The 20,763-nt window shown below is 71.3% G+C and carries 17 protein-coding genes; 9 read left to right on the top strand and 8 right to left on the bottom strand.

What is annotated here, in order from left to right:
- The first annotated feature begins 3 nt into the window (after window positions 1-3).
- The 3 genes from CDO52_RS14430 to CDO52_RS14420 all read left to right on the top strand — a co-directional run bounded on the left by CDO52_RS14430 (window position 4) and on the right by CDO52_RS14420 (window position 5,802).
- The gene (locus CDO52_RS14430; protein ID WP_094932449.1) at window positions 4-2,649 is read left to right on the top strand and encodes an ABC transporter permease; all 2,646 of its coding nucleotides are present in this window, start codon (window positions 4-6) and stop codon (window positions 2,647-2,649) included.
- Between the two features lie 334 nt (window positions 2,650-2,983).
- Entirely contained in the window at window positions 2,984-3,709 is a 726-nt protein-coding gene (locus CDO52_RS14425; protein ID WP_017621136.1) for a S1 family peptidase, read from the top strand.
- Between the two features lie 311 nt (window positions 3,710-4,020).
- On the top strand, window positions 4,021-5,802 hold the full coding sequence (locus CDO52_RS14420) for a class I adenylate-forming enzyme family protein (protein WP_094932448.1): 1,782 nt from the start codon (window positions 4,021-4,023) through the stop codon (window positions 5,800-5,802).
- A gap of 39 nt (window positions 5,803-5,841) precedes the next feature.
- Here CDO52_RS14420 and CDO52_RS14415 read toward each other — a convergent pair whose 3' ends face one another.
- Window positions 5,842-7,098 carry an acyl-CoA dehydrogenase family protein gene (locus tag CDO52_RS14415; protein ID WP_094932447.1) on the bottom strand — a complete coding sequence of 419 codons (1,257 nt, stop codon included), beginning with the start codon at window positions 7,096-7,098 and terminating at the stop codon, window positions 5,842-5,844.
- Between the two features lie 137 nt (window positions 7,099-7,235).
- Window positions 7,236-7,793: an AAA family ATPase gene (locus CDO52_RS14410; protein WP_017621139.1), complete on the bottom strand. Its 558-nt coding sequence runs from the start codon at window positions 7,791-7,793 to the stop codon at window positions 7,236-7,238.
- A 106-nt stretch (window positions 7,794-7,899) separates the two neighbouring features.
- On the opposite strand from CDO52_RS14410, the gene CDO52_RS14405 reads away from it, so the two are divergent.
- Entirely contained in the window at window positions 7,900-9,117 is a 1,218-nt protein-coding gene (locus tag CDO52_RS14405; RefSeq protein ID WP_017621140.1) for an acyl-CoA dehydrogenase family protein, read from the top strand.
- Window positions 9,118-9,162: 45 nt separating this feature from the next.
- On the opposite strand, the gene CDO52_RS14400 is transcribed toward CDO52_RS14405, so the two are convergent.
- Window positions 9,163-10,098, bottom strand: coding sequence for a trypsin-like serine peptidase (locus CDO52_RS14400; RefSeq protein WP_017621141.1), 936 nt, complete (start codon window positions 10,096-10,098; stop codon window positions 9,163-9,165).
- 307 nt (window positions 10,099-10,405) lie between these two features.
- Here CDO52_RS14400 and CDO52_RS14395 point away from each other — a divergent pair, with 307 nt between their 5' ends.
- Window positions 10,406-11,758, top strand: coding sequence for a cytochrome P450 (locus CDO52_RS14395; RefSeq protein ID WP_017621142.1), 1,353 nt, complete (start codon window positions 10,406-10,408; stop codon window positions 11,756-11,758).
- Between the two features lie 66 nt (window positions 11,759-11,824).
- Here CDO52_RS14395 and CDO52_RS14390 read toward each other — a convergent pair whose 3' ends face one another.
- Window positions 11,825-12,085 carry a hypothetical protein gene (locus CDO52_RS14390; RefSeq protein WP_017621143.1) on the bottom strand — a complete coding sequence of 87 codons (261 nt, stop codon included), beginning with the start codon at window positions 12,083-12,085 and terminating at the stop codon, window positions 11,825-11,827.
- Window positions 12,086-12,101: 16 nt separating this feature from the next.
- Window positions 12,102-13,019, bottom strand: coding sequence for an SPFH domain-containing protein (locus tag CDO52_RS14385; protein ID WP_017621144.1), 918 nt, complete (start codon window positions 13,017-13,019; stop codon window positions 12,102-12,104).
- 109 nt (window positions 13,020-13,128) lie between these two features.
- Here CDO52_RS14385 and CDO52_RS14380 point away from each other — a divergent pair, with 109 nt between their 5' ends.
- Both CDO52_RS14380 and CDO52_RS14375 read left to right on the top strand, forming a co-directional pair.
- A complete protein-coding gene (locus tag CDO52_RS14380) occupies window positions 13,129-13,623 on the top strand; it encodes a PH domain-containing protein (RefSeq protein ID WP_017621145.1) in 495 nt (164 codons plus the stop codon).
- Entirely contained in the window at window positions 13,620-15,332 is a 1,713-nt protein-coding gene (locus tag CDO52_RS14375; protein WP_094932446.1) for a PH domain-containing protein, read from the top strand. The genes CDO52_RS14380 and CDO52_RS14375 overlap by 4 nt, the downstream gene beginning before the upstream one ends.
- On the opposite strand, the gene CDO52_RS14370 is transcribed toward CDO52_RS14375, so the two are convergent.
- Complete coding sequence (locus tag CDO52_RS14370) at window positions 15,307-15,774, bottom strand: STAS domain-containing protein (protein ID WP_026126279.1); 468 nt, start codon at window positions 15,772-15,774, stop codon at window positions 15,307-15,309. The two genes, CDO52_RS14375 and CDO52_RS14370, sit on opposite strands and share 26 nt — an antisense overlap.
- Window positions 15,775-16,133: 359 nt before the next feature.
- Between CDO52_RS14370 and CDO52_RS14365 the strand changes: the two genes are divergently transcribed.
- Together CDO52_RS14365 and CDO52_RS14360 are read left to right on the top strand one after the other, a co-directional pair.
- Window positions 16,134-16,871, top strand: a complete 738-nt coding sequence (locus CDO52_RS14365) for a helix-turn-helix domain-containing protein (protein WP_033301914.1) — start codon at window positions 16,134-16,136, stop codon at window positions 16,869-16,871.
- Between the two features lie 386 nt (window positions 16,872-17,257).
- The gene (locus CDO52_RS14360; RefSeq protein ID WP_017621149.1) at window positions 17,258-18,979 is read left to right on the top strand and encodes a sensor histidine kinase; all 1,722 of its coding nucleotides are present in this window, start codon (window positions 17,258-17,260) and stop codon (window positions 18,977-18,979) included.
- 59 nt (window positions 18,980-19,038) lie between these two features.
- On the opposite strand, the gene CDO52_RS14355 is transcribed toward CDO52_RS14360, so the two are convergent.
- Together CDO52_RS14355 and CDO52_RS14350 are read right to left on the bottom strand one after the other, a co-directional pair.
- The gene (locus CDO52_RS14355) at window positions 19,039-19,728 is read right to left on the bottom strand and encodes a response regulator transcription factor (RefSeq protein ID WP_017621150.1); all 690 of its coding nucleotides are present in this window, start codon (window positions 19,726-19,728) and stop codon (window positions 19,039-19,041) included.
- Window positions 19,729-19,832: 104 nt separating this feature from the next.
- Entirely contained in the window at window positions 19,833-20,738 is a 906-nt protein-coding gene (locus CDO52_RS14350; RefSeq protein WP_232524177.1) for a universal stress protein, read from the bottom strand.
- Window positions 20,739-20,763 lie beyond the last annotated feature (25 nt).

Genomic DNA, 20,763 nt, shown 5'->3' with positions numbered 1-20,763 from the left:
GCCATGCTGCGCACCACCCTGGCCGGCCTGCGCCTGCACAAGGCCCGCCTGATCACCACCGCCCTAGCCATCATCCTCGGCGTCATGTTCGTCTCCGGCACCCTCGTCTTCACCGACACGATCCAGGACACCTTCAACGACAAGGTCAAGGGATCGACGGACCGGATCGACGCCGCCGTTGTCATCGACTGGGAAGCCGCCCAACCCTCCACCCCTGACGAGGCGGAGGAGTGGGAGGAACCCGCCCTCACCGCCGAGATGCTCGCGGAGGTGCGCGCACTGCCGCAGGTCGCCAAGGCTGACGGCCTGACCTACGGCGACACCCCGCTGCTGGACAAGGACGGCCGCATTCTCGGGTTCGGAACCGCGGGCCTCTCGGTCGGCGATGACCTGGTCAGCCGCTACCCAGCGGACGAGGGGCGTCTCCCCACCAACGGCGACGAGGTCGCACTGGCCACCACCAGCGCGGCCTCGGCCGACTACGGCATCGGCGACACCGTGACGATCCTGGACTCCACCGGCGCCAAGCACGACTTCGACGTCGTCGGCCTCGTCGACGTCGGTGTCGAGCCGGAGCTCGGCAACCGTGGCGTGGTCGCCTTCGACCCCGCCACGGCCGAGAAGATGACCGGCGCCGCGGACTTCCGCGAGATCGACGTCACCGGCGCCGAAGGCGTCTCCCCGCACGAGCTCAAACAGGCCCTCGCCACCGCGCTCGAGTCTCCCGCCAAAGCCATGACCGGCCAGGAGATGGGCGATGAGATGGCCACGGCGGCGGGAGGCAGCCAGGTGGGTCTCCTGGGAACCGCATTGCTGCTGTTCGCGGCGGTGGCCATGTTCGTCGCCGGGATCGTCATCTACAACACCTTCGCCATCCTCATCGCCCAGCGCCAGCGCGAGACAGCGCTGCTGCGCTGCGTCGGCGCCCAACGCCACCAGATCTTCGGCAATGTCCTGATCGAGGCGGTGATCGTCGGCTTCCTCTCCTCCCTGATCGGCGTCGCGGCCGGATTCGGTCTCGCCGCGGCCGGGATCGCCTCCGTCGGCACGCTCGCCGCCAACGTCCTGGGCGGCCTCACCGTCGCCGGACCGCCAAGCCTCAGCCTCACCGCGATCGCCGCAGGCCTGCTGGTCGGAACCCTCGTCACGGTCGTCTCCGCCCTGCTGCCCGCCTGGCGCGCCACCGCGGTCCCGCCTCTGGCCGCACTGCGCGCCGGTGCCGTGGCCACCGGTATAGAGGAAGGCAACGGGTGGAAGCGCGTTGCCGGTGCCTCGGTGTTCTTCCTGATCTCGGCGGGGATGATCGCCTTCGCGCTCCAGGGGAAACCGAGTCCCACCGCGATGATCACCGTTGTCGCCTCCGGAATGGTGTGTTTCGTCGGCGTGGTGATCATCGGCCCGGTGCTGGTGCGCGCCATCGTCCGCGTGGTCGGGATTCCGATGCGCAAGGTCGGTGTGGCCAGCATGCTGGCCACTGACAACGCCCGGCGCAGCCCCAAGCGCGCCGCCACCGCCATGATCGCGCTCACCGTCGGCGCCACGCTCATGACCGGCTACTCGGTGATCAACTCCTCGACGGAGGCGACCCTCGACGACCAGCTGGGCCTGAAGTTCTCCGTCGACTACGAGCTGTCGCGGGACACGATGCTGAGCGAGGCCTCCAGAGGTGCAGGCGTCGGAGCGGACGCCGATGGTGAGAAGGGCGACGCGGACAGCGGGGTGCCCTCAGCGATCATCAGCAAGCTCGCGGCATCGCCCCTGATCCGTGGCGCGTACCCGCGACGCGAGGTCACCACCCCCTTCAACGGCCCGGACGGGGAGGACACGGTCGCTATCGCCACCTACTCCGACGCCGTCATCGGTACCGACATCCGGCAGAAGGTGAAGGCCGGGGACCTGTCGAACGTCGGCCCGGGCAAGATCTCGATCCACCGGTTTACGGCCGAGTGGCTCCAGCTCAGCGTGGGCGACACGCTGAAGCTGCCGTCGGAGAAGGGGGACGAACGGTCCTACGACATCGCGGCGATCACAGACGGCGACGGCCCGTTGTCGTGGACCGTCATGGATGAGGCCGACTTCGCCGACGCCTACCCCAGCGCCACGACCAACACGGCGGTCGCGATCAAGGCGGCCGAGGACACGGATCTCGCCGAAGTCCGCGAGGCCATCCTCGCGACGACCGCTGGCGACCCCACACTCGCCCTCGGCGGTGTGGCCGAGCTGAAGCAGCAGTACACGACCGTCCTGACCGCTGTTTTCTGGACGGTGGCCGCGCTGCTGGGGCTGGCCATCGTCATCGCGGTGTTCGGCATCGCCAACACCATGGCGCTGTCGGTGCTTGAGCGGACCCGAGAGTCGGCGCTGCTCCGCGCGCTCGGGCTGACCCGGGCGCAGCTGCGGCGGATGCTGAGCATCGAGGCGGTCCTCGTGTCGCTCGTCGGCGCGGGACTGGGCGTCGCGCTCGGCGTGCTGTTCGGCTGGGCCGCCGCCATGGCGACGCTCGAAGACCTGATCCTGCGTGTGCCGGTGGGGCTGATCGGGGTGTTCCTCGCGGCGGCGGTGGTCGCCGGTCTGGTGGCCGCGATCGTGCCCGCACGGAAGGCCGCGCGCACATCGATCGCCGGAATGGGGTCCGGCGAGATCGGCTGACTAGCCGATCGGGACAGCTAGGGACCGTCACCCACCGCCCCGTCGCGCACCCGGGCTACCGCCCTGACAGGGTCGGGACCTGCGGAATCACCGCAAGTCCCGACCCTGCGCTGTGCCGCGGGGCCATTTCGGTAAGGAAACAGGTCTATTCGGCGGCCCCCTCATCTGCTTATCGTTCGGCTGGTCGACGGTTGAGCCGTCGACCCGGTGAACCCCCTTCCCGCGCGGGCTGTCCCGCCCACGACGCGGGTCATCCCGAGGGGAGGGAGCGGCCCGGGCACCCGCCCCGGCGGCCGCTTCGCCTTGTCCACCCCCACAGGCAAGGAACACGGATATGACACCCATCCCCCAGCGTCTCCTCCGACTCCTCGGCGCCTCCCTGCTGGCCCTCGGGATGCTCCTCGCTTTCGCCCCAGCCGCTGCCGCCGCCGCACTCGGCTCCCCCACCCCCGCTCCCGCCAGCGACGAACCCGCACGCGTCATCGCCGGCGACCCCATCCACCTCGATGGCAACGACCTCAACCGCTGCGCCATCGGTGCGGTCGTCACGACCTCGGACGGCACCTACGGGTTCCTGACCTCATACATGTGCGGCAACCCCGGGGATACCATCATCGGTCCGGACGGCCGCGTCATCGGCACCGTCGTGTGGTCGTCGCGGCAGGACGGGGTCGCCTTCGTCGAGCTACACGACGGCTGGATCCCGACGTCCTATGTCCGCACCTCCCCCGGGCAACCGCCCACCAGGTCGATCCAGGGATCGCGGGAGGCGTCGATCGGGGCCGCCGTCTGCCGCGCGGGATCCGCCACCGGCTGGCACTGCGGAACCATCCAGGCCAAGAACCAGAGCATCCGCTTCGACTGGGGCACGATGTACGGGCTGACCCGGACCAGCGTGTGCGCGGAGGCCGGTGACCTGGGCGGGCCTTTCATCAGTGGCAACCAGATCCAGGGGTTTCTGATCGGCGGCACTGGGAGCTGCCGTACCGGCGGCACCACCTACTTCGTGCCGATCAACCCCATTCTGGCCAAGTACAACCTGCACCTGTTCACCGGTTGATCTCCCTGATGTGTGGTCCCCCCGGCTGAGGACACCGACCGGTCGGTCTTGTAGGGTCGCTTCACCTCGACCACGGATCGCGCTCGTGCCCTGGAGACCATCGATGAGTCGCAGCGACGGAATCGACCGAGAGGACGGCCCCGTCCCATCCAGATTCACCTGCATCTTCACCGCGTGCGAACCGATGCGATTCGGATGAACGCACCCCCAGGGCGGCCCTTCGTGGCCGCCCTTCGTCGTTTCCCCGCCTCGCCTTCGCCCTATCCGCCCGGCCTCCGGATCCACCGGGGACCCCCACGATCGGAGCAGACATGACAGAGTCGGACCTCACCCGCCCCCTGCGCTCGATGGTCGCCGTCACCTCCCGCATGCTGGTGGCCGGTAGCCCGTTCGAGATGGAGACTGTCGACGTCAACGGGACGCCCACCCGGGTCTGGAAACACGCCCCGCCGCACCTGCGCGCGATTCTGGAGGGCAGCGGGGAGCACGGCGACGCGGTCGCGCTCGTCTATGAGCGGGAGCGGATGACGCACGCCGATTTCTACCGCAGCGCCGCCGCCCTGGCGCACCGCCTGGTCGACGACTACGGCGTGACCAGGGGCGACCGGGTCGCGATCGCCATGCGGAACTACCCCGAGTGGGTCATCTCCTTCTTCGCGACCGTGAGCATCGGCGCGATCGCGGTGCCGCTGAACGCGTGGTGGACCGGGAGCGAGCTGGAGTTCGGGCTCGCCGACAGCGGTGCGAAGGTGCTGATCGCCGACCAGGAACGGCTGGACCGGGTGGCCGACGTGCTGCCGCGGCTCGGCGTCCCGGCCATCGCCGTTCGCGCCGCGTCAGCCGAGGCCGACGGGACCGGGGACGCCGCCGGGTCTCCCCGCCCGGCCTCGCTGCCGGAGGGGACGCGGGTGTGGGCCGAGGTGTTGGGCGAGGTGGCGCGGAATGTGCGACTGCCGGATGCGGAGATCGCGCCGGACGATCCGGCGGGCATCTTCTACACCTCGGGGACCACGGGTGTGCCCAAGGGTGCGGTCTGTTCGCACCGCAACATGCTGTCCAACCTCGTCTCGCTGCAATACGCGCGGGTCCGCTCGCTCATGCGCCTCGGCCTGGATCTGGACGATGGCCTGGCCTACATGGAGGCCCTGCCCACACCGGTCGTCCTGTGCCCGGTTCCCCTGTTCCACGCCACCGGGGCCCAGACGATCATGCTGCCCGCTCTGGCGCAGGGCGGGACGCTGGTGCTGATGTACCGGTGGGACGCCGAGGAGGCGCTCGCACTGGTGGAACGGGAGCGGGTCACCGGGATCACGGCGGTGCCGACGATGGTCGGCCAGATGCTCGCCTCCCCCCACCTGGCCGAGTACGACCTGTCCAGCCTGTTGTCCCTGGGCACCGGGGGTGCCCCGGCGGCTCCGGCGCTGGTCTCCCGGGCGCACGGCAGCCTGCAGGACCTGGTGCTCGGACAGGGGTACGGGCTGACGGAGTGTTCGGCCACGGCCTCGCTCAACGCGGCCACCGACTACCTGCTGCGGCCGGACAGCGCGGGCGTGCCGGTCGCCGCCGTCGATGTGAAGATCGTCGATCCGGAGGGGACGGAGCTCCCGACCGGCGAGCTCGGCGAGATCTGGCTGAACGGCCCTGGCGTGGTACTGGGGTACTGGCGGCGTCCCGAGGCCACGGCTTCGACGTTCACGGACGGATGGCTGCACACCGGGGATATCGGACGGTTGGACGAGGAAGGCTTCCTTTACATTGTAGATCGCCTAAAGGACATGATCATCCGGGGCGGGGAGAACGTCTACTGTCCGGAGGTGGAGGCGGCGATCCATGAACACCCCGCGGTGAGTGAGGTGGCCGTGGTCGGGGTGCCACACGACGTGTACGGCGAGGAGGTCGGCGCGGTGGTACGGCTGCACGACGGCCATCGCATGGACCCCGACGACCTGCGCGACCACCTCAAGTCCCGGCTGGCCGCCTTCAAGATCCCCGACCACATCCACGTGGTGGACGCGGAACTGCCGCGCAATGCCGCGGGGAAGCTACTGAAGAAACAGGTCCGCGAGCAGCAGGGGTGGACCGGCAACGGGTGATCCCGCCCCGCCCGCCCTCGACCGCGCTCCTCTCCCCGGTCAAGCGGGGTCCGGCCGAGGGCTGCGGTGCCCCGGCAGCGGCCCGCGGTCCTTCGGCAGGCCCAGTACCCGCTCGGCGATGATGTCGCGCTGGATCTCGTCGGTGCCCGCGTAGACCGTGTCGGCGCGGGAGAAGAGAAACAGGTTCTGCCAGCGGTCCAGACCGTAGGGCGCCTCCTGGGCCACCATCGACCCGGGCCCCAGAACGTCCATCGCGAGCTCGCCGAGCGCGCGGTGCCACCGCGCCCAGTGGATCTTGCCGATGGAGGCCTCCGAACCGGGCGCACCGTCACGTATACCGGCCATGGTGCGCAGCGCGGTGAACCGCATCGTCCGCACGCCGATCCAGGCCCGGGTCAGGCGGTCGGCGATCAGCGGGTCGTCCGCGGCGCCGTTGGCTCGGGCGATGCCGATCAGCCGCCGAAGCTCGCGCTCGTAGGCGACCTGGCGGCCCAGCATCGACACACCGCGCTCGAAGCCGAGCGTGGTCATGGCCACTCCCCAGCCGTCGCCGGGCGCACCGACGACGTTGTCCGCGTCGGTGCGGGCGTCGTCGAAGAACACCTCGTTGAACTCCGAGGTGCCGGTGAGCTGGGTGAGCGGGCGGACGCGAACGCCCGGCTGGTCCATGGGGATCAGCAGGCAGCTCAAGCCCTGCCGACGCTGCGAGCCCGGTTCGGTACGGACGATGGCGAAGCACCAGTCGGCGTCGCGGGCGTGCGACGTCCACACCTTCTGCCCGTTGACGACCCAGTGGTCGCCGACGCGTTCGGCGCGGGTCGCGATGGCGGCGAGGTCGGATCCGGCTCCGGGTTCGGAGTAGCCCTGGCACCACAGCTCTTCGACCGCGGCGACGCGCGGCAGAAAGCGCTCGCGCTGGTGCGGGGTGCCCAGCGCGATCAGGGTCGGGCCGAGGAGCTGCTCGCCCATGTGGTTGACCCGCTCGGGGGCGTCGGCCAGGGCGTATTCCTCGTGGAAGATGACCTGTTCCCGGATGCTCGCACCCCGGCCGCCGTACGCCTCGGGCCAGCCGATGCAGGTCCACCCGGCCGCCGCCATGTGGCGCTCCCAGGCCAGGCGGACGTCGAAGGCCTCGTGGTTGCGCCCTGGGCCGCCGAGCCCGCGGGCACGGGCGAAGCCGCCGGTGAGGTTGGCGGCCAGCCAGTCGCGGACTTCCTGCCGGAACGCCCGGTCACCACTGGAGTCGCCGCCGCTGACGCCGCCGTCCGCTTCGGGTCGCAGGTCGGGTATGTCCATCCGGCCCTCTCTGTCGCCGCGGGCTGGCGCACGCTACCCTATCAAACACTTGTTAGGTGATATTGAGGGAGGTGGCGGTGGTGAGCGGCACCCCTCCCCCACCGGTCACGGGGATCGGACGCCCGTGCCGCCAGGCTTCAGAGCAAGGCCTCCAGTACAAACCTGACCCGCTCCTCGACCGAGGCCCGGGGAAGCTCGATGGGCTCATAGCCGTAGTCCGTGTAGGTCTCCACCATCTGCGCCCAGGTCCGCTTGGCCTCAGCGAACGACTGCCGACGCTCGTCGTCCCCCACGTAGATCTCCGGCCAGGGCGGGGCCACGAACACGCGCGTGCGGTAGCGCAGCCGGTGTGCCGCCGTGCTGACGTGCGCCGGCACCGGATGTCCCACCAGGTTCAGGTACCCGACGATGTCCGGCAGGCCCCGATCGAAGAAGACCGGGCCGGTCTCCGCCGCCGCGAGCCGGTAGGAGCGCATCTCCCAGGACAGCATCGCCTCCGCGAACAGCGCCGCATCGACCCAGGGCACCGCGCTGCCGCCGATGGCGGTCTGATCGCGGATGACACCGCGCCCCGCCTCGTCGGTGCCCGGATACCCCGCCGCGCGCAGCCGCGAGATGAGCGTGCTCTTGCCGGACCCGGGTCCCCCGGTCACGACGATGAAGCGCTCGGCGTTGGTGCTCGCGTCCGTGCTCATGGACACGCAATACCACCTTTCTTGTCGGCCTTGTCGGTTCTTTCAACGGCTTCGATGGACATCGGTCGACCCAGACACCGCCCATCAGCGCACACGGAGGAGGGCCATGCGGTTCAGTGCCGAGCAGGAGGAGTTGCGCACGACCGTGCGCACGCTGGTGGAACGCCGAGGCGGGACCCCTCAGCGCGAACCGGGAGTGGCCTCAGAAGATGTCGCGGAGGACGTGTGGCGGCTGCTCGCTGAGCAGGTCGGAGCGCACGCACTGGCGGTGCCGGAGAAACTCGGCGGCGCTGGATACTCCTGCTTGGAAACGCACGTCGTCATGGAGGAGCTCGGCCGGGCACTGACGCCGATTCCCTTCCTGGGATCGGCGGTGCTCACCACCCAGGCGCTCCTGGCCTGTGACGACGCCCCGGCCCGCGCCGAATGGCTGCCGCGGCTCACGGCCGGGACCCTGGTCGGCGCACTCGCCTGGGCCGAGCGGGGCTCCTTCGGCACCGACGCTATCGCGACCCGCGCCGTGTCGGACAGCGGGGGCACCGCGTCCGGTTCACCCCGTGCACAGCCGACGTCCGGACCCTCCTGGCGTCTGACCGGCGTCAAAGAGCACGTGCTCGACGCGGGCCGCGCCGGGCTCCTGCTGGTGGCGGCGCGCACCGACCGCGGACTCGCGGTGTTGGCGGTGGACCGGGCGGCGCCGGGCGTCACCGTCGAGCCGCAGGTTCCGATGGACCTCTCCCGTCCCCAAGGCCGCGTCCTGCTGGACGCGGCCCCCGCCACCCTCCTGACCTCGCACGGCGAACGCGTGATGCGGCACGTCCTGGACACCGCGTGCACCGCCCTGTCCGCCGAGCAGGTCGGCGGAGCCGCCCACTGCCTGGACATGACCGTGGCCTACGCCCGCCAACGCGTCCAGTTCGGTCGGCCCATCGGCGCGTTCCAGGCGGTCAAACACCGCCTCGCCGACATGTACGTCCTTCTGGAAAGCGCGCGTTCCGCCTCGTACGCCGCCGCCTTCGCCCTGGCCAATGGCGCCCCCGACGCGTCGGCCGTGGCCGCGCTGGCGAAGTCGTCCTGCTCGGAGGCCTTCCGCACGATCGCGGGCGAGGCCATCCAACTCCACGGCGGCATCGGCATCACCTGGGAGCACGACTGCCACCGCTACTTCAAGCGCGCACACGGCTCGGCGCTCCTGTTCGGCTCCCCCGAATGGCACCGCCGACGGTTGGCCCACGGTCTGGGACTCACAGGAGGGGGGAACGCGACCCGCATCGCCGGCAGCCCGCAGGTGGCAGACCGGGAGAGCGGTACCGTCCGCGGGTAGAGAGCGGGGCCGCCACCCGGTCCGAGCGGCCGGGTGGCCACGGCGTCACATGCCCGCTGCCAGGTCGTAGACCTCGCGGGCCGCCGTGCCCAGGACCGGGCCGTACATGCGGGTGCTGTGGTCCAAGCCGTTGCCGTGGCTGTTGACCGAGACGAGGGTGCCGAGGCCGGTGTGCTCATCGAGGTCGGCCAGCCAGGGGCCGCCGCTGGCGCCGCCGCTCATGTCGCAGGGGATGCGCTGTTCGTTGTCGGGGGCCGACTTCGCGGTACCGGAGCAGTAGAGGAGTTCCTCGCCGCGCTGTGGGCGGGTGGCGGGGTAGCCGAAGGCGGTGATGTTGCCGCCGGTCTTGCGGTCGAAGGCGATGGCCTGGCCACCGACCTGCTCGGTGAGCTTGCCCCGGTAGCCCCGGTCCACGACGATCGCGGCGACGTCGTTGACCGATTCCTTCGTCCAGCTGTCCGGGGTGAGGGTGGCGCGGGCGGCGAATGCGCCGTAGGGGCGTTCGCCCCGGTTGTAGCCGGGCACGAAGACCATGGTGGAGGAGTAGTTCTCCGGGATGGAGGAGCCGCGTCGCACGCAGTGGGCCGCGGCCATGACCACCGACCGGTTTCGGCTGTCGACGGCCGTGGCGGTGCACCAGGTGTCGGCTCCGTCGGCGTTGACGAAGAACAGGCGGCCGACGGTCGGCATCTCCACCCCTTTCCACGGGTGGGTCAGCGGCCCGGTTCGGCCGAGGTCCAGGTCGCGGCCGACCTGGCGCATGCGCTTCTCGGTCCAGTAGGACAGGGCCTGTTCCCGTTCCTTCGCCGTGAACTCATGCGTGGTGATGGTGCGGGACGCGCTGCCCGCGGCCGCGGTCCCCGCATCCGCGGCGGCGGCCACCGGCGGGGCGGTGATCGTGGCGGCGGTGGCGAGGGCGGCGACGAAGGTCAGGGCCGACCGTGTGCGGCGCGGTCGGCGCGGGGTTCCCATGGCGCGCATGTCGCGGGGTTCTCCTTGTACGAGTCGGGGTCACGGGAGCCGGCACGCTGGGGGATGGCCGCGCTCCGGGCTCCGGCGGGCGCGGTGTGGCTGAGGTGATCCTAGAGACTGCCGCGCCGACACCGTCCCACTAGTTCCGGCGTGTCCTCTTTTCGGGTTCTTCGCGCGGTGTGGCGGTCCGTTTCTCTGCGTGTGGATCCCCGCAGGACGATCGATGCTTTCATCGCCTCGGGGGATCTTGACAGCCCTTGATCACTCCGCGCGTACTGGCCGGAGGAGCGACGCAGAGGCGAAGGAGAGACGCACCATGGCCGCCCTGTCTTCGCTGGGTTCTCTGGGTTCCGTCCCGGCTGCCCCCGGCCGGATCCCCCTGGCGGGGCATGTGCTGCAGCTGTGGCGCCGCCCGCTGGCGTTCCTCGCCTCCCTGCGCCCGAAGGGCGGGATGGTCCGCGTCGACGTGGGCACGTCATCGGTCTACCTCGTCACCGATCCGGACCTGGCGCACGAGGCGCTGGTCACCAAGGCCGCCTCCCTCGGTCGGGGGCGGGTGTACGAGCGGCTGCGCCCCGTCCTGGGGTCCGGGCTGGTGACGTCGGAGGGCGATGTGCACCAGCGGCAGCGGCGGCTCGTGCTCTCGGCGCTCCACCGGGTTCCGGCCGCCGAGCACACCGCCATCAGCGTCCACCATGCCGAGGAGCTGATCGCCGCCTGGCGGCCCGGTGAGATGGTGCGGGTGGACGAGGCCATGTTCGACCTGGTGCTCGGCATCCTCCTGGAAGCGGTCTTCTCCAGTGGCCTGGACCGCTCCGCCGCCGCGGAGATCAGGTACTCCACGCGTGTGGTGAGCAAGGGAGCGCTCGCGCGCGCGATCACGCCGCAGATGCTCGACCGACTGCCGAGGTCCCCGCACCAGAGCTACGACGCGGCGGCGGCGCGGCTGCGGTTCGTCCTCGACGCCCTCATCAAGGAGCGCCGCGGCGCCGAGGGGGACTTCGACGACCTGTTGTCCCTGGTGATGTCGGTCCGCGACCCGGAGACCGGGACGGCCATGTCCGACGGGCGGATCCGCGATGAGCTGATGGCCATGCTCATGTCCGGCACCGAGGCGGCCTCCGCCACGCTGGCGTGGACCTTCCACGAGCTGGCCCGGCACCCCAAGGCGGCCGACCGCCTGCGGGAGGAGGTCGACACCGTCCTCGGCGGGCGGCCCTGCACCCACGATGACCTGGCGCGGCTGGAGTACACGCAGCGGGTGCTCAATGAGGTGATCCGGCTGCATTCGGCGCCGCTGCTGCTGCGCCGCACCACCGCCCCGGTGAAGATCGGCGGCGTGCACTTCCCCGAGGGGATCGAGCTCGCCATCAGCCCCTACGCGGTGCACCGCAACCCGTGGCTGTTCCGCTTCCCCGACCGGTTCACCCCGGACCGCTGGCGCACCGCCGAGGGCTCGCGGCTCCTGCCCCACGGCGCCTTCATCCCGTTCGGCGACGGCGACCGCCGGTGCGTCGGCGACGCGTTCGCCTGGACGGAGATGACCGTGGCCGTCGCGACCGTGTGCTCGCGCTGGCGGATGCGCCCGGCCTACTGGCACACGGTCCGCGAGGTGCCCGCGGCCACGCCCCGGCCGGACGCGATGCCGATGATCGCCGAGCGGAGGTGAGCGCGGGGACCGCGCTGAGGCGGCCACCTCCACCTGGGCGGGGACGACGCGGGCCGGATGCACGGGTCAGTCGTCGTCCCCCGCCTCTCCATTGCCGACCGCATCGTCCTGCCGGTCCTGATCGGCAGCGGGGCGACGTTTGGGCGGCCGCCCGCGGCGCGGCATCTCACCGGAGTTCTTCGGCATGCGGCCGGCCTCGGACAGGGATCGGCGGAGGATGAACTCGATTTGGGCGTTGGTGCTGCGTAGCTCGTCGCCGGCCCAGCGGGCGAGGGCATCGTGGACCGCCGGGTCCAGCCTGAGGAGGATCTTCTTCCGCTCGGCCACGGTGTTCGGCCGCTCCCTACTGGTACAGCGATCCGGTGTTGACGACCGGGTTGGTCGGACGGTCCGAGCACAGCACGACCAACAGGTTGCTGACCATGGACGCCTTGCGCTCCTCGTCGAGCTCGACCACCTCTTCCTCGGAGAGCCGCTGGAGCGCGAGGTCGACCATGCCGACCGCGCCCTCCACGATCTGCTGCCGCGCCGCCACGACCGCGGTGGCCTGCTGGCGCTGCAGCATGGCCTGGGCGATCTCCTGGGCATATGCGAGGTGCGTGAACCGGGACTCGATGATACGCACCCCGGCCGACTCCACGCGCTCGGCGATCTCCCTGGACAGCTTCTCGGTGATCTCGTCGGCGTTGTCCCGCAGGGAGAGCGTGTCGGTCTTGTGCGCGTCGTAGGGGTAGTTGTTGGCGATGTGCCGCACCGCCGCCTCGGTCTGGATCGAGACGAACCTGATGAAGTCGTCCACCTCGAAGACCGCACGCGCGGTGTCCTCCACCTGCCAGACCACCACGGCGGCGATCTCGATCGGGCTGCCTGAGGAGTCGTTGACCTTCATGACCGAGGTCTCGTGGTTCCGGATCCGGATCGACACCGGCTTCCGCGTGGTCAGCGGGTTGACCCAGCGCAGGCCGTCCGTGCGGACCGTGCCGACGTAGCGGCCGAGGAACTGGATGACGCGGGCCTCGTTCGGCGCGACGACGGTGAGTCCGAGGCCGACGACGACGGCGGCCACCGCGAGCAGCGCACCCACGGCCAGCAGCGCGAGGGGGCCGGTGAAGAGCCCGGTCACGGCCAGCACAAGGCCGATCACGAGGACGAGCAGGCAGACCAGGAATACCGGGACTCCGGCGTAGCCGAAGGCCGCACGCTCCCGGTACTGCGGTTCGGGCATCTCGACCCCGGCTTCGGGGGTGACGTCGGCGTTCATGGTTGGTCGCAACCTCTCGTTCGTCCTACTCGTCCACATTACTGATGACGTAAGAATAGCATTGTGATATCACTTTTTTAAACCGACGGCCCGAGAGGGGAGCGACACCATGACGACGACCCTGCGCCTGCGACCACCCCGCCACCGGGTGGAGCGCCGCGCCATCGCCCTGTGGACCCTGCACGCCCTCGCGGTCGCGGTGCCCGCCATCGCGGCTCCGGTCGTCACCGCGCTCCTGTGGGCCGATTTCGCCGCGTGGCTCTGGCTGGCCTCGGCGGTGATCGCCGCCCCGGCCGCGGCCGTCACGCTGGCCATGCCGCAGTGGCGGTACCGCGTGCACCGCTGGGAGGCCACTGACGACGCCGTGTACACCGCCTCCGGCTGGCTGTGGCAGGAGTGGCGGGTCGCGCCGATGTCGCGGATCCAGACCGTCGACACCGAGCGCGGACCGCTGCAGCGGCTGCTCGGCCTGGCCAGCGTCACCGTCACCACGGCGTCGGCGGCCGGGCCGCTCAGCATCGACGGGCTCGACCACGCGCGGGCCACCGAGCTCGCGCGGCACCTCACCGAGACCACCCAGGCGACTCCGGGAGACGCGACATGACCACCGGTACCCCGGGCACACCCGTGCCCTGCCGCAACGACGCGACCAACGTCCCCGCCGGCCCCGAGGGAGCCGCCGACCCGACGCTCGGCACGCCCCGTGTCGGGACCGCCGCTGGCGCCGCGCGAACCAGCGCGGACGGCCCTGCCGCCATCGATCCCGGCTGGCGGGCGCTGAGCCCGCTGACCGTGTGGATTCTGGCGGTGATCCTCGCCGTCTTCGTGGGCCTGCCCGCACTGGTCGCCACCGTCGTGGTGGCGGCCATCGACGGCCTGCTGCCGTGGGCAGTGCTCATCCTTCCGGCGACCGTGCTGCTCATCGCCGGACTGGTCGGCGTCGACGCGTTGCGGCTGCGCCTCACCCGCTACCGGGTCACCGACGAGCGCATGGAGATGTACACGGGAATCGTCGCGAAGAGCTACCGGTCCATCCCCCGCGAACGGATCCGCAGCGTCGACGTCAATGCGCCGCTGTGGGCGCGCCCGTTCGGCCTGTGCGGCGTGGTCATCGGCACCGGGCAGCACGTCGGCTCCGCCCAGAGCGACGAGCTGAGGCTGGACTTCGTCGCCGCGCACGAGGGCGACCGGCTGCGTCGGGAGCTGCTGCTCCGCGACACCGCCGGCGGTCGCCGTGCCGCGGGCTCGCAGGCGGCCGGAGCCGAGGCGGTGGACGCCGCCGAATCCACCGAACTGGCCCGGCTCCAACCCGCGTGGATCGGCTACGCCGCGCTGACCTGGCACAGCGTGGCGCTGGGCGCGGGTGCGCTCGGCTCGGTCTTCGGCGTGCTGGGCTGGCTCAGCCCGGAACGGGCCGCCCTCATCCCCTTCCTGCCACCGACCTTCGCCCAGGACCTCTACGAGTTCGTGCTGGCGCGGCTGACGCTCGCCATCCCGCTCGCCCTGCTGTTCGGGCTGGTCACCGGCGCCATCGCGGCCATCGCGCTGCATGTGGAGGCCTGGTGGAACTACCAGCTGTCCCGCGAGGCCGACGACACGCTGCGTGTCCGACGCGGTCTGCTCAACCTCAAGTCGCTGGCGATCGAGGAGCGCCGCCTGCGGGGCGTCGAGGTAAGTGAGCCCCTGCCGCAGCGGTGGTTCGGCGCCGCTGACGTGTCGGCCGTGGCAACGGGGCTCGCCGACAGGAAGGACGCCCCTGTCTCCAAGAGCGCGTTGAGCCCGGACATGCCCCGCGCCGAAGCGCTGCGGGTGGCGGGCGCGGTGGCGCGCGAGGCCGGTTCGCCGACGGACATGCCGCTGGCCGCTCACCCTCGGGCGGCGCTGCGCCGCAGGCTGAACCGCGCCGTCGGGGCCGCCCTCGTGCTCATCGCCGCCGCCGCGGTACCGAGCTGGTTCCTGGACGGGTGGCCGGTGTGGGTGCCGGTGGTGGTCGCGTTCGCCACCGCCCCGCTCCTGGTGATGTACGCGGTCGGCTGCTACCGGGGGCTGGGGCACACCGTGGGCGAACGCCATCTGGTGGTGCGCAAGGGCATGGCCGCACGCGCCACGGTCGCCCTGCAGCGTGAGGCGGTCATCGGCTGGACGATATCGCGCTCGCCCTTCCAGCGCCGACTGGGCCTGGCGACGGTCGGCGCGACGACCGCCGCTGGTGAGGGCGTCTACACCGCACCGGACATGGACCTGGGCGCGGGCCTGGAATTCGCCGACGGTGCAGTGCCCGGCCTGCTCACTCCGTTCCTGGAGCGCGTCTGACCCGGTCGGCGTCGGCTTGGGCGGCGTGGCTGTTGGCCAGCGCCATCTCCACGATGGGGTAGATCTCGAAGACCTCGTCCATGCGCAGTGTTTCGAGGATGCGGGCGGCCGCGGCGGACGGCTCGGCGAGCACCATGTGCCGCCCTTCGCGCGTAAGCACGCGGTAGGCCGACATGAGCGCGCGTACACCGCTGGCGTCGAAGAACTCGACGCCGGACAGGTCGACGATGACGCACGGGCTCCCCGGCCGGGGCGCGGGGCCGCGGCGGCCGGCGCCCGCCCGGACGGCGACGCCCTCCTTGAGAACGGTGGCGGGCGACGGATGGGCGGCGCGCAGCACGTGGTCGCGCATGTCGTCGGCGGTCGCGATGTCGATCTCCCCGCGCACCGGCACGACGACGGCCTCCCGGCAGGGGAAATACTCCGATCGTCCTCCGGACACCCCGCGCCGCCTCTCTACACGACCCCACGTAACAACACCATCACACCCCCGTGGGCAAGATCGTATCGGCTTGCGGGTTCGGATAGGGGCGATTCAACGAAATAGCCGTCCAATCCGGCAGAGTACGCAGGGCACGCTTCCCTCGCACCCCATGGTGCCCCCTCTGCCCAGGAGACCAGGTCGTCGGGGCCATCGACACCACTCCCGGCATGGACCGCGTCCGGCCTGGGCCGACGTCGTCGCGGAGCTTCGGCCTGACGTGGGACTTCCGCCCCGCCCGAGCGGAGACCTAAGCCTCCACCGCCGACCGCCCCGCGCGCGGATACTGGAGGCAGGACAGGCCACCGGGGGTGATCGATATGACCGGGATCGATGCGGCACAGCGAAGCCGTGGAGAGCTGGGGCGCCGTGTCGCGCGCCGCCGCGAGGAACTGGGGCTCAGTCTGGAGACCGTCGCCGACCGCTGCGGACTCACCCCCGGTTATCTCGCCTACGTCGAGGAGAACCCGGCCTACATGAGCCGCTGGGCGGTGGCCCGGTTGGCCGAGGCGCTGCAGACGACACCGGGGGTGCTCTACGGCACGGAGGCGCCCCAGCAGCGCGACGCGGAGTCCGCCGGCGCGATCCCAGAGCCGCTGAGCTCCCAGCGGTGCCTGGACCTCATCGCCCGCGGCGGGCTGGGGCGTATCGCGTTCGTCGTGCCCGGCGACGCCGCACCCACGGTGCTGCCCGTCAACTTCGCCGTCCTCAACGACGTCATCGTCTTCCGTACCGCGCCCTTCGGAGTGATCGCGCAGCACGCCCACGGCCATGTGGCGTTCCAGGTCGACGCGATCGACCCCGACCGGCACGAGGGCTGGAGCGTGCTGGTGACGGGCCGCACCCACTGGATCCGCGACCCGCTGGAACTCCGGGAGATCAGGAAGGTCCGCGGCATCCGCCCGTGGGCGGGAGGTGAGCGGGACACCTACCTCAAGATCGTGCCCACCCGCATCAGCGGACGGCGGATCCCGCCGTCGACGACACCCACCGACGCGGACGGCGCGGCCAACGCGGACCGCGGCGATCGCGGAAGCGGTGAAGCGGCGGAGGCATGACCGTGGTTCCCGGCCGGGCACGCACCCGTTCCGGGTGTGGCGGGCGCCTTCCACACCCAGCCGCTGGAGGAGCCGCTGCTGCGGTCCTTCATCTTCCGAACGCTGCTGCGCGGGCCGCGCGCCGCAGGTGCTGCCGCGCCTGGGCCACGCGCCCGCCCCCGGTCAGGCGCGCGAGGGAGAGCTCGGCTCGGCGCTCTCCGGCCGCTGAGATCGGGGCCTTCGGTGCCGGGGGCCGCAGACCGTGTCCACGGCCCGGTGCCTGGGGTGTGGTGCGCGAATCCCGGCGCCGGAGGCCGCACTCGCCCGTGGAGACGGGGGTTCTAGACTCGGAGGCGGACGGGCTCCGGGCGGGTCCGGAACCCCGAAGTAGAGCGAGGCGGACTGCGATGGCCGATCCGCGGCCTGACGACACGGGCCGGGAGCGTCTCCTGCTGCCACAGATGCGGCTGGACGACCTGCTGGATGAGGTGCAGTCGCGGATGGCCACGATCATGGCGACCCGCGACCGGATCCACGCGCTGCTGGAAGCCGTCATCACCATCGGTGAGGGCCTGGAGCTGGAGACCCTGCTGCGCCGGGTCACCGAGGCCGCCGTGACGCTGGTGAACGCGCGCTACGGCGCGATCGGCGTGATCGGTCCGAACGGGGAGCTCACCCGGTTCATCCCGGTCGGCGTCAGCGAGGAGCAGATCGCCCAGATCGACCACTGGCCGCGCGGCGAAGGCATCCTCGGCCTGCTCATCAAGGAGCCGCGTCCCCTGCGGCTCTCCGCGATCACCGACCACCCCGAGTCGGCCGGCTTTCCCGCGAGACACCCCGAGATGCGCAGCTTCCTGGGTGTCCCCATCCGCGTGCGCGATGACGTGTTCGGCAACCTCTACCTGAGCGACAAGACCGACGGCGATGACTTCGACGAGGACGACGAGACACTCGTGCTCGCCCTAGCCACCGCGGCCGGGGTGGCCATCGAGAACGCGCACCTGTTCGAGGAGACCCGGCGCCGGGAGACCTGGCTGGACGCCTCCGGGGAGATCACCACGCGCCTGTTGTCGGGGGCCCGCACCGATGAGGTGCTGCGGCTGGTGGCCCGGCGGGCGCGGATGATGTCGGAGGCCGATCTGGCGCTCATCGCGCTTCCCGAGAACGACCAGGAGCGCCTGGTCGTGCAGGTGTGCGAGGGCATCGACGTCACCGAGGGCCGGGGGCAGGCCATCGATACCGCGGAAACCCTGGTCGGCCGGGTCTACGCCCGGGGCGAGCCGCGGCTCGCCGATGTCACCGCCCACGCCAGCCGCGACGCCGAGTTCCTCCGCGGGCTGGGGCTGGGTCCGGTGCTGCTGGTGCCGTTCGGCCCGCCCGAGCGGGTGCGCGGCGTGCTCGTCGTGGGCAGCCGGCCGGGCCGCTCCCCCTTCCCGGAGTCGGTGCAGGACATGCTCTTCACCTTCGCCGACCACGCAGCTGTCGCCCTGGAGCTGGCCGAGACCCGGCACACCGCGGAGCGCCTCAGCGTGCTGGAGGACCGCGACCGGATCGCCCGCGACCTGCACGACATCGTGATCCAGCGGCTCTTCGCCACGGCCATGTCGCTCATGGGCGCGGTGAACCGGATCTCGGACCGGGAGTCGACGGAGCGTGTACAACGGGCCGTGGACGATCTCGACGACACGATCCGGCAGATCCGCTCGACAATCTTCGAGCTGCAGCACACCAACGAGAACGACGAAGAGAACTGGCTGCGCGCCCAGATCCTGGACGTGGTGAACAACTCCGCCGGGACTCTGGGCTTCTCACCGCGGCTGCTGCTGGAGGGTCCCATCGACAGCGCAGTCGAGCCGAGCATCGCCGACCAGCTGCTCGCCGTGCTGCAGGAGGCCCTGTCCAACGTGGCGCGGCATGCCCGCGCCTCCCACGTCGGCGTCGACATCCGCGTCCGGGACGAGGCGGTGGCCGTGCGGGTGGAGGACAACGGGGCGGGCATCCCCAAGCAGGTGCGCCGGAGCGGGCTGCGCAACGTGCGGACGCGCGCCGATCAACTCGGCGGCGAGTTCGAGACCCGCCCGCGCGATGGCGGTGGCACCGTCTTCCACTGGCGCGTCCCGCTGGCCTGACCGCCCGCGCTGCGCCGGTTCCGTGAGGGGGACCTCCGGCGTGCTGTCCCCGTCCACGCTCACCCGGGCTTGTGGGGGCTGTCGTTGCCGTCCTCGCGTTCGGAGAGCCGGGCGGCGTAGGCCGCGGCCTGGGTCCGGCGCTGCATGCCGAGCTTGGACAGGACGCTGGAGACGTAGTTCTTGACGGTCTTCTCCGCCAGGAAGATGCGCTCTCCGATCTGCCGGTTGGTCAGGCCCTCACCGATGAGCTCGAAGATCTTGCGCTCCTGGTCCGACAGGCGGCTCAGCGGGTCCTTGCGCTCGGCCTGCTCGCGCATGCGGTTCAGCATCCGCATGGTGCTGACCGGGTCGAGGAGCGACTTCCCGCTCGCGACCGTGCGCACCGCGCCGGCGAGGTCGGAGCCGTGGATCTGCTTGAGCACGTACCCCGACGCCCCGGCCATGACGGCCTGGTAAATGGCGTCGTCGTCGGCGAAGGAGGTCAGCATCAGGCACTTGACCTCCGGCATCTGCGAGCGGATCTCCCGGCACACAGTCACCCCGTCGCCGTCGGGCAGCCGGACGTCCAGCACGACGACATCGGGACGCGCCGCGGGGACGCGGGCGATGGCCTGGGCGGCCGTGCCGGCCTCGCCCACCACCTCCATGTCCTCCTCGTCGGCGAAGAGGGCCATGACGCCGCGCCGCACGACGTCGTGGTCGTCGACCAGGAACACTCTGGTCCGGGTGCTGTCGCCTTCAGCGCTCATCGGCGCACCTGCCTTCCCTGTTCGTGAAGTCCACGGTAGTCCCGGTTCCGGCGCGTCCGATGGCGGCGGCCGCCGGTGCCGGTCCGGCCGAGAGCGGGCACGGGTCACCCACCCTGGTGCTCCTTCGCGCGGACGATCATGACGGGGCAGTCGGCGTGGTGCACGAGCTTCTGGCTGACCGAACCGAGCAGCAGACCGGCGAAGCCGCCGCGCCCCCGCGCGCCGACCACGACCATGTCGGCGCGGTGGGACTCGGAGATCAGCGCGCGCTCGGGCAAGGCCCGCAGGACGACCTCCTCGACCCGGACGTCGGGGTGGTGCTCGCGCTCGCCCGCGATGGACTCCGAGAGCAGGCGCTCGGCCTCGGCGCGCGCGGAGGCTTCTTCCGGGGAGGCGTCGTGCCAGGTGAGCTCGGCGTGCTCCAGCGGCCCGAACCGCCCGTGCGAGCCGGGGCCGTAGGAGCAGACGACGCGCAGCAGGGCGCCGCGCTCGGCGGCGGCGATGAACGCCTGTTGGGCGGCGGCGTCGGCGGCGCGCGAGCCGTCCACGCCCACGGACACGATCCCGCGCGGCTGTCCCGGGTCGATGTCGGGGACGAGGACGACGGGGCAGGACGCCTGGGTGGCGAGTTCCAGTCCGGTGGAGCCCATCCACAGCGCCTCCAGTCCGCTGAGGCGGCGGGTTCCGGACACGAGCATGTGTGCGTGGCGGGAGTGCTCCAGCAGTACCGCGGAGCTGTACCCGTCGACGGTGTGGGCCTCGATCGCGATGTCCGGCGCACGCTCGTGTGCGCGGTCGCGGGCCTTGGAAACGATGTCGCGGGCGGCGTGGGCCATCTCCTCGGCGGCGGGGCCGAGCGAGGAGTGAAACATCGGCCACTCGTTGGCGTGCACGATGTGCAGCGGGCGCCGCTGCCGCTGAGCCTCGTCGGCGGCCCAGTCAGCGGCTCGTGCGGCGGACTTCCCGCCGTCCACCGCCGCCACGATCGGCGTCGTGGTGTGCCCGGCCATGGCCTCCTCCTTTTGTCGGTGCGAG

The organism is Nocardiopsis gilva YIM 90087 (genome assembly GCF_002263495.1).
Taxonomy (GTDB): Bacteria; Actinomycetota; Actinomycetes; order Streptosporangiales; family Streptosporangiaceae; genus Nocardiopsis_C; species Nocardiopsis_C gilva.
Note: the sequence above shows the minus strand (reverse complement) of the source record. Positions and strands in the feature narration are given on the sequence as shown.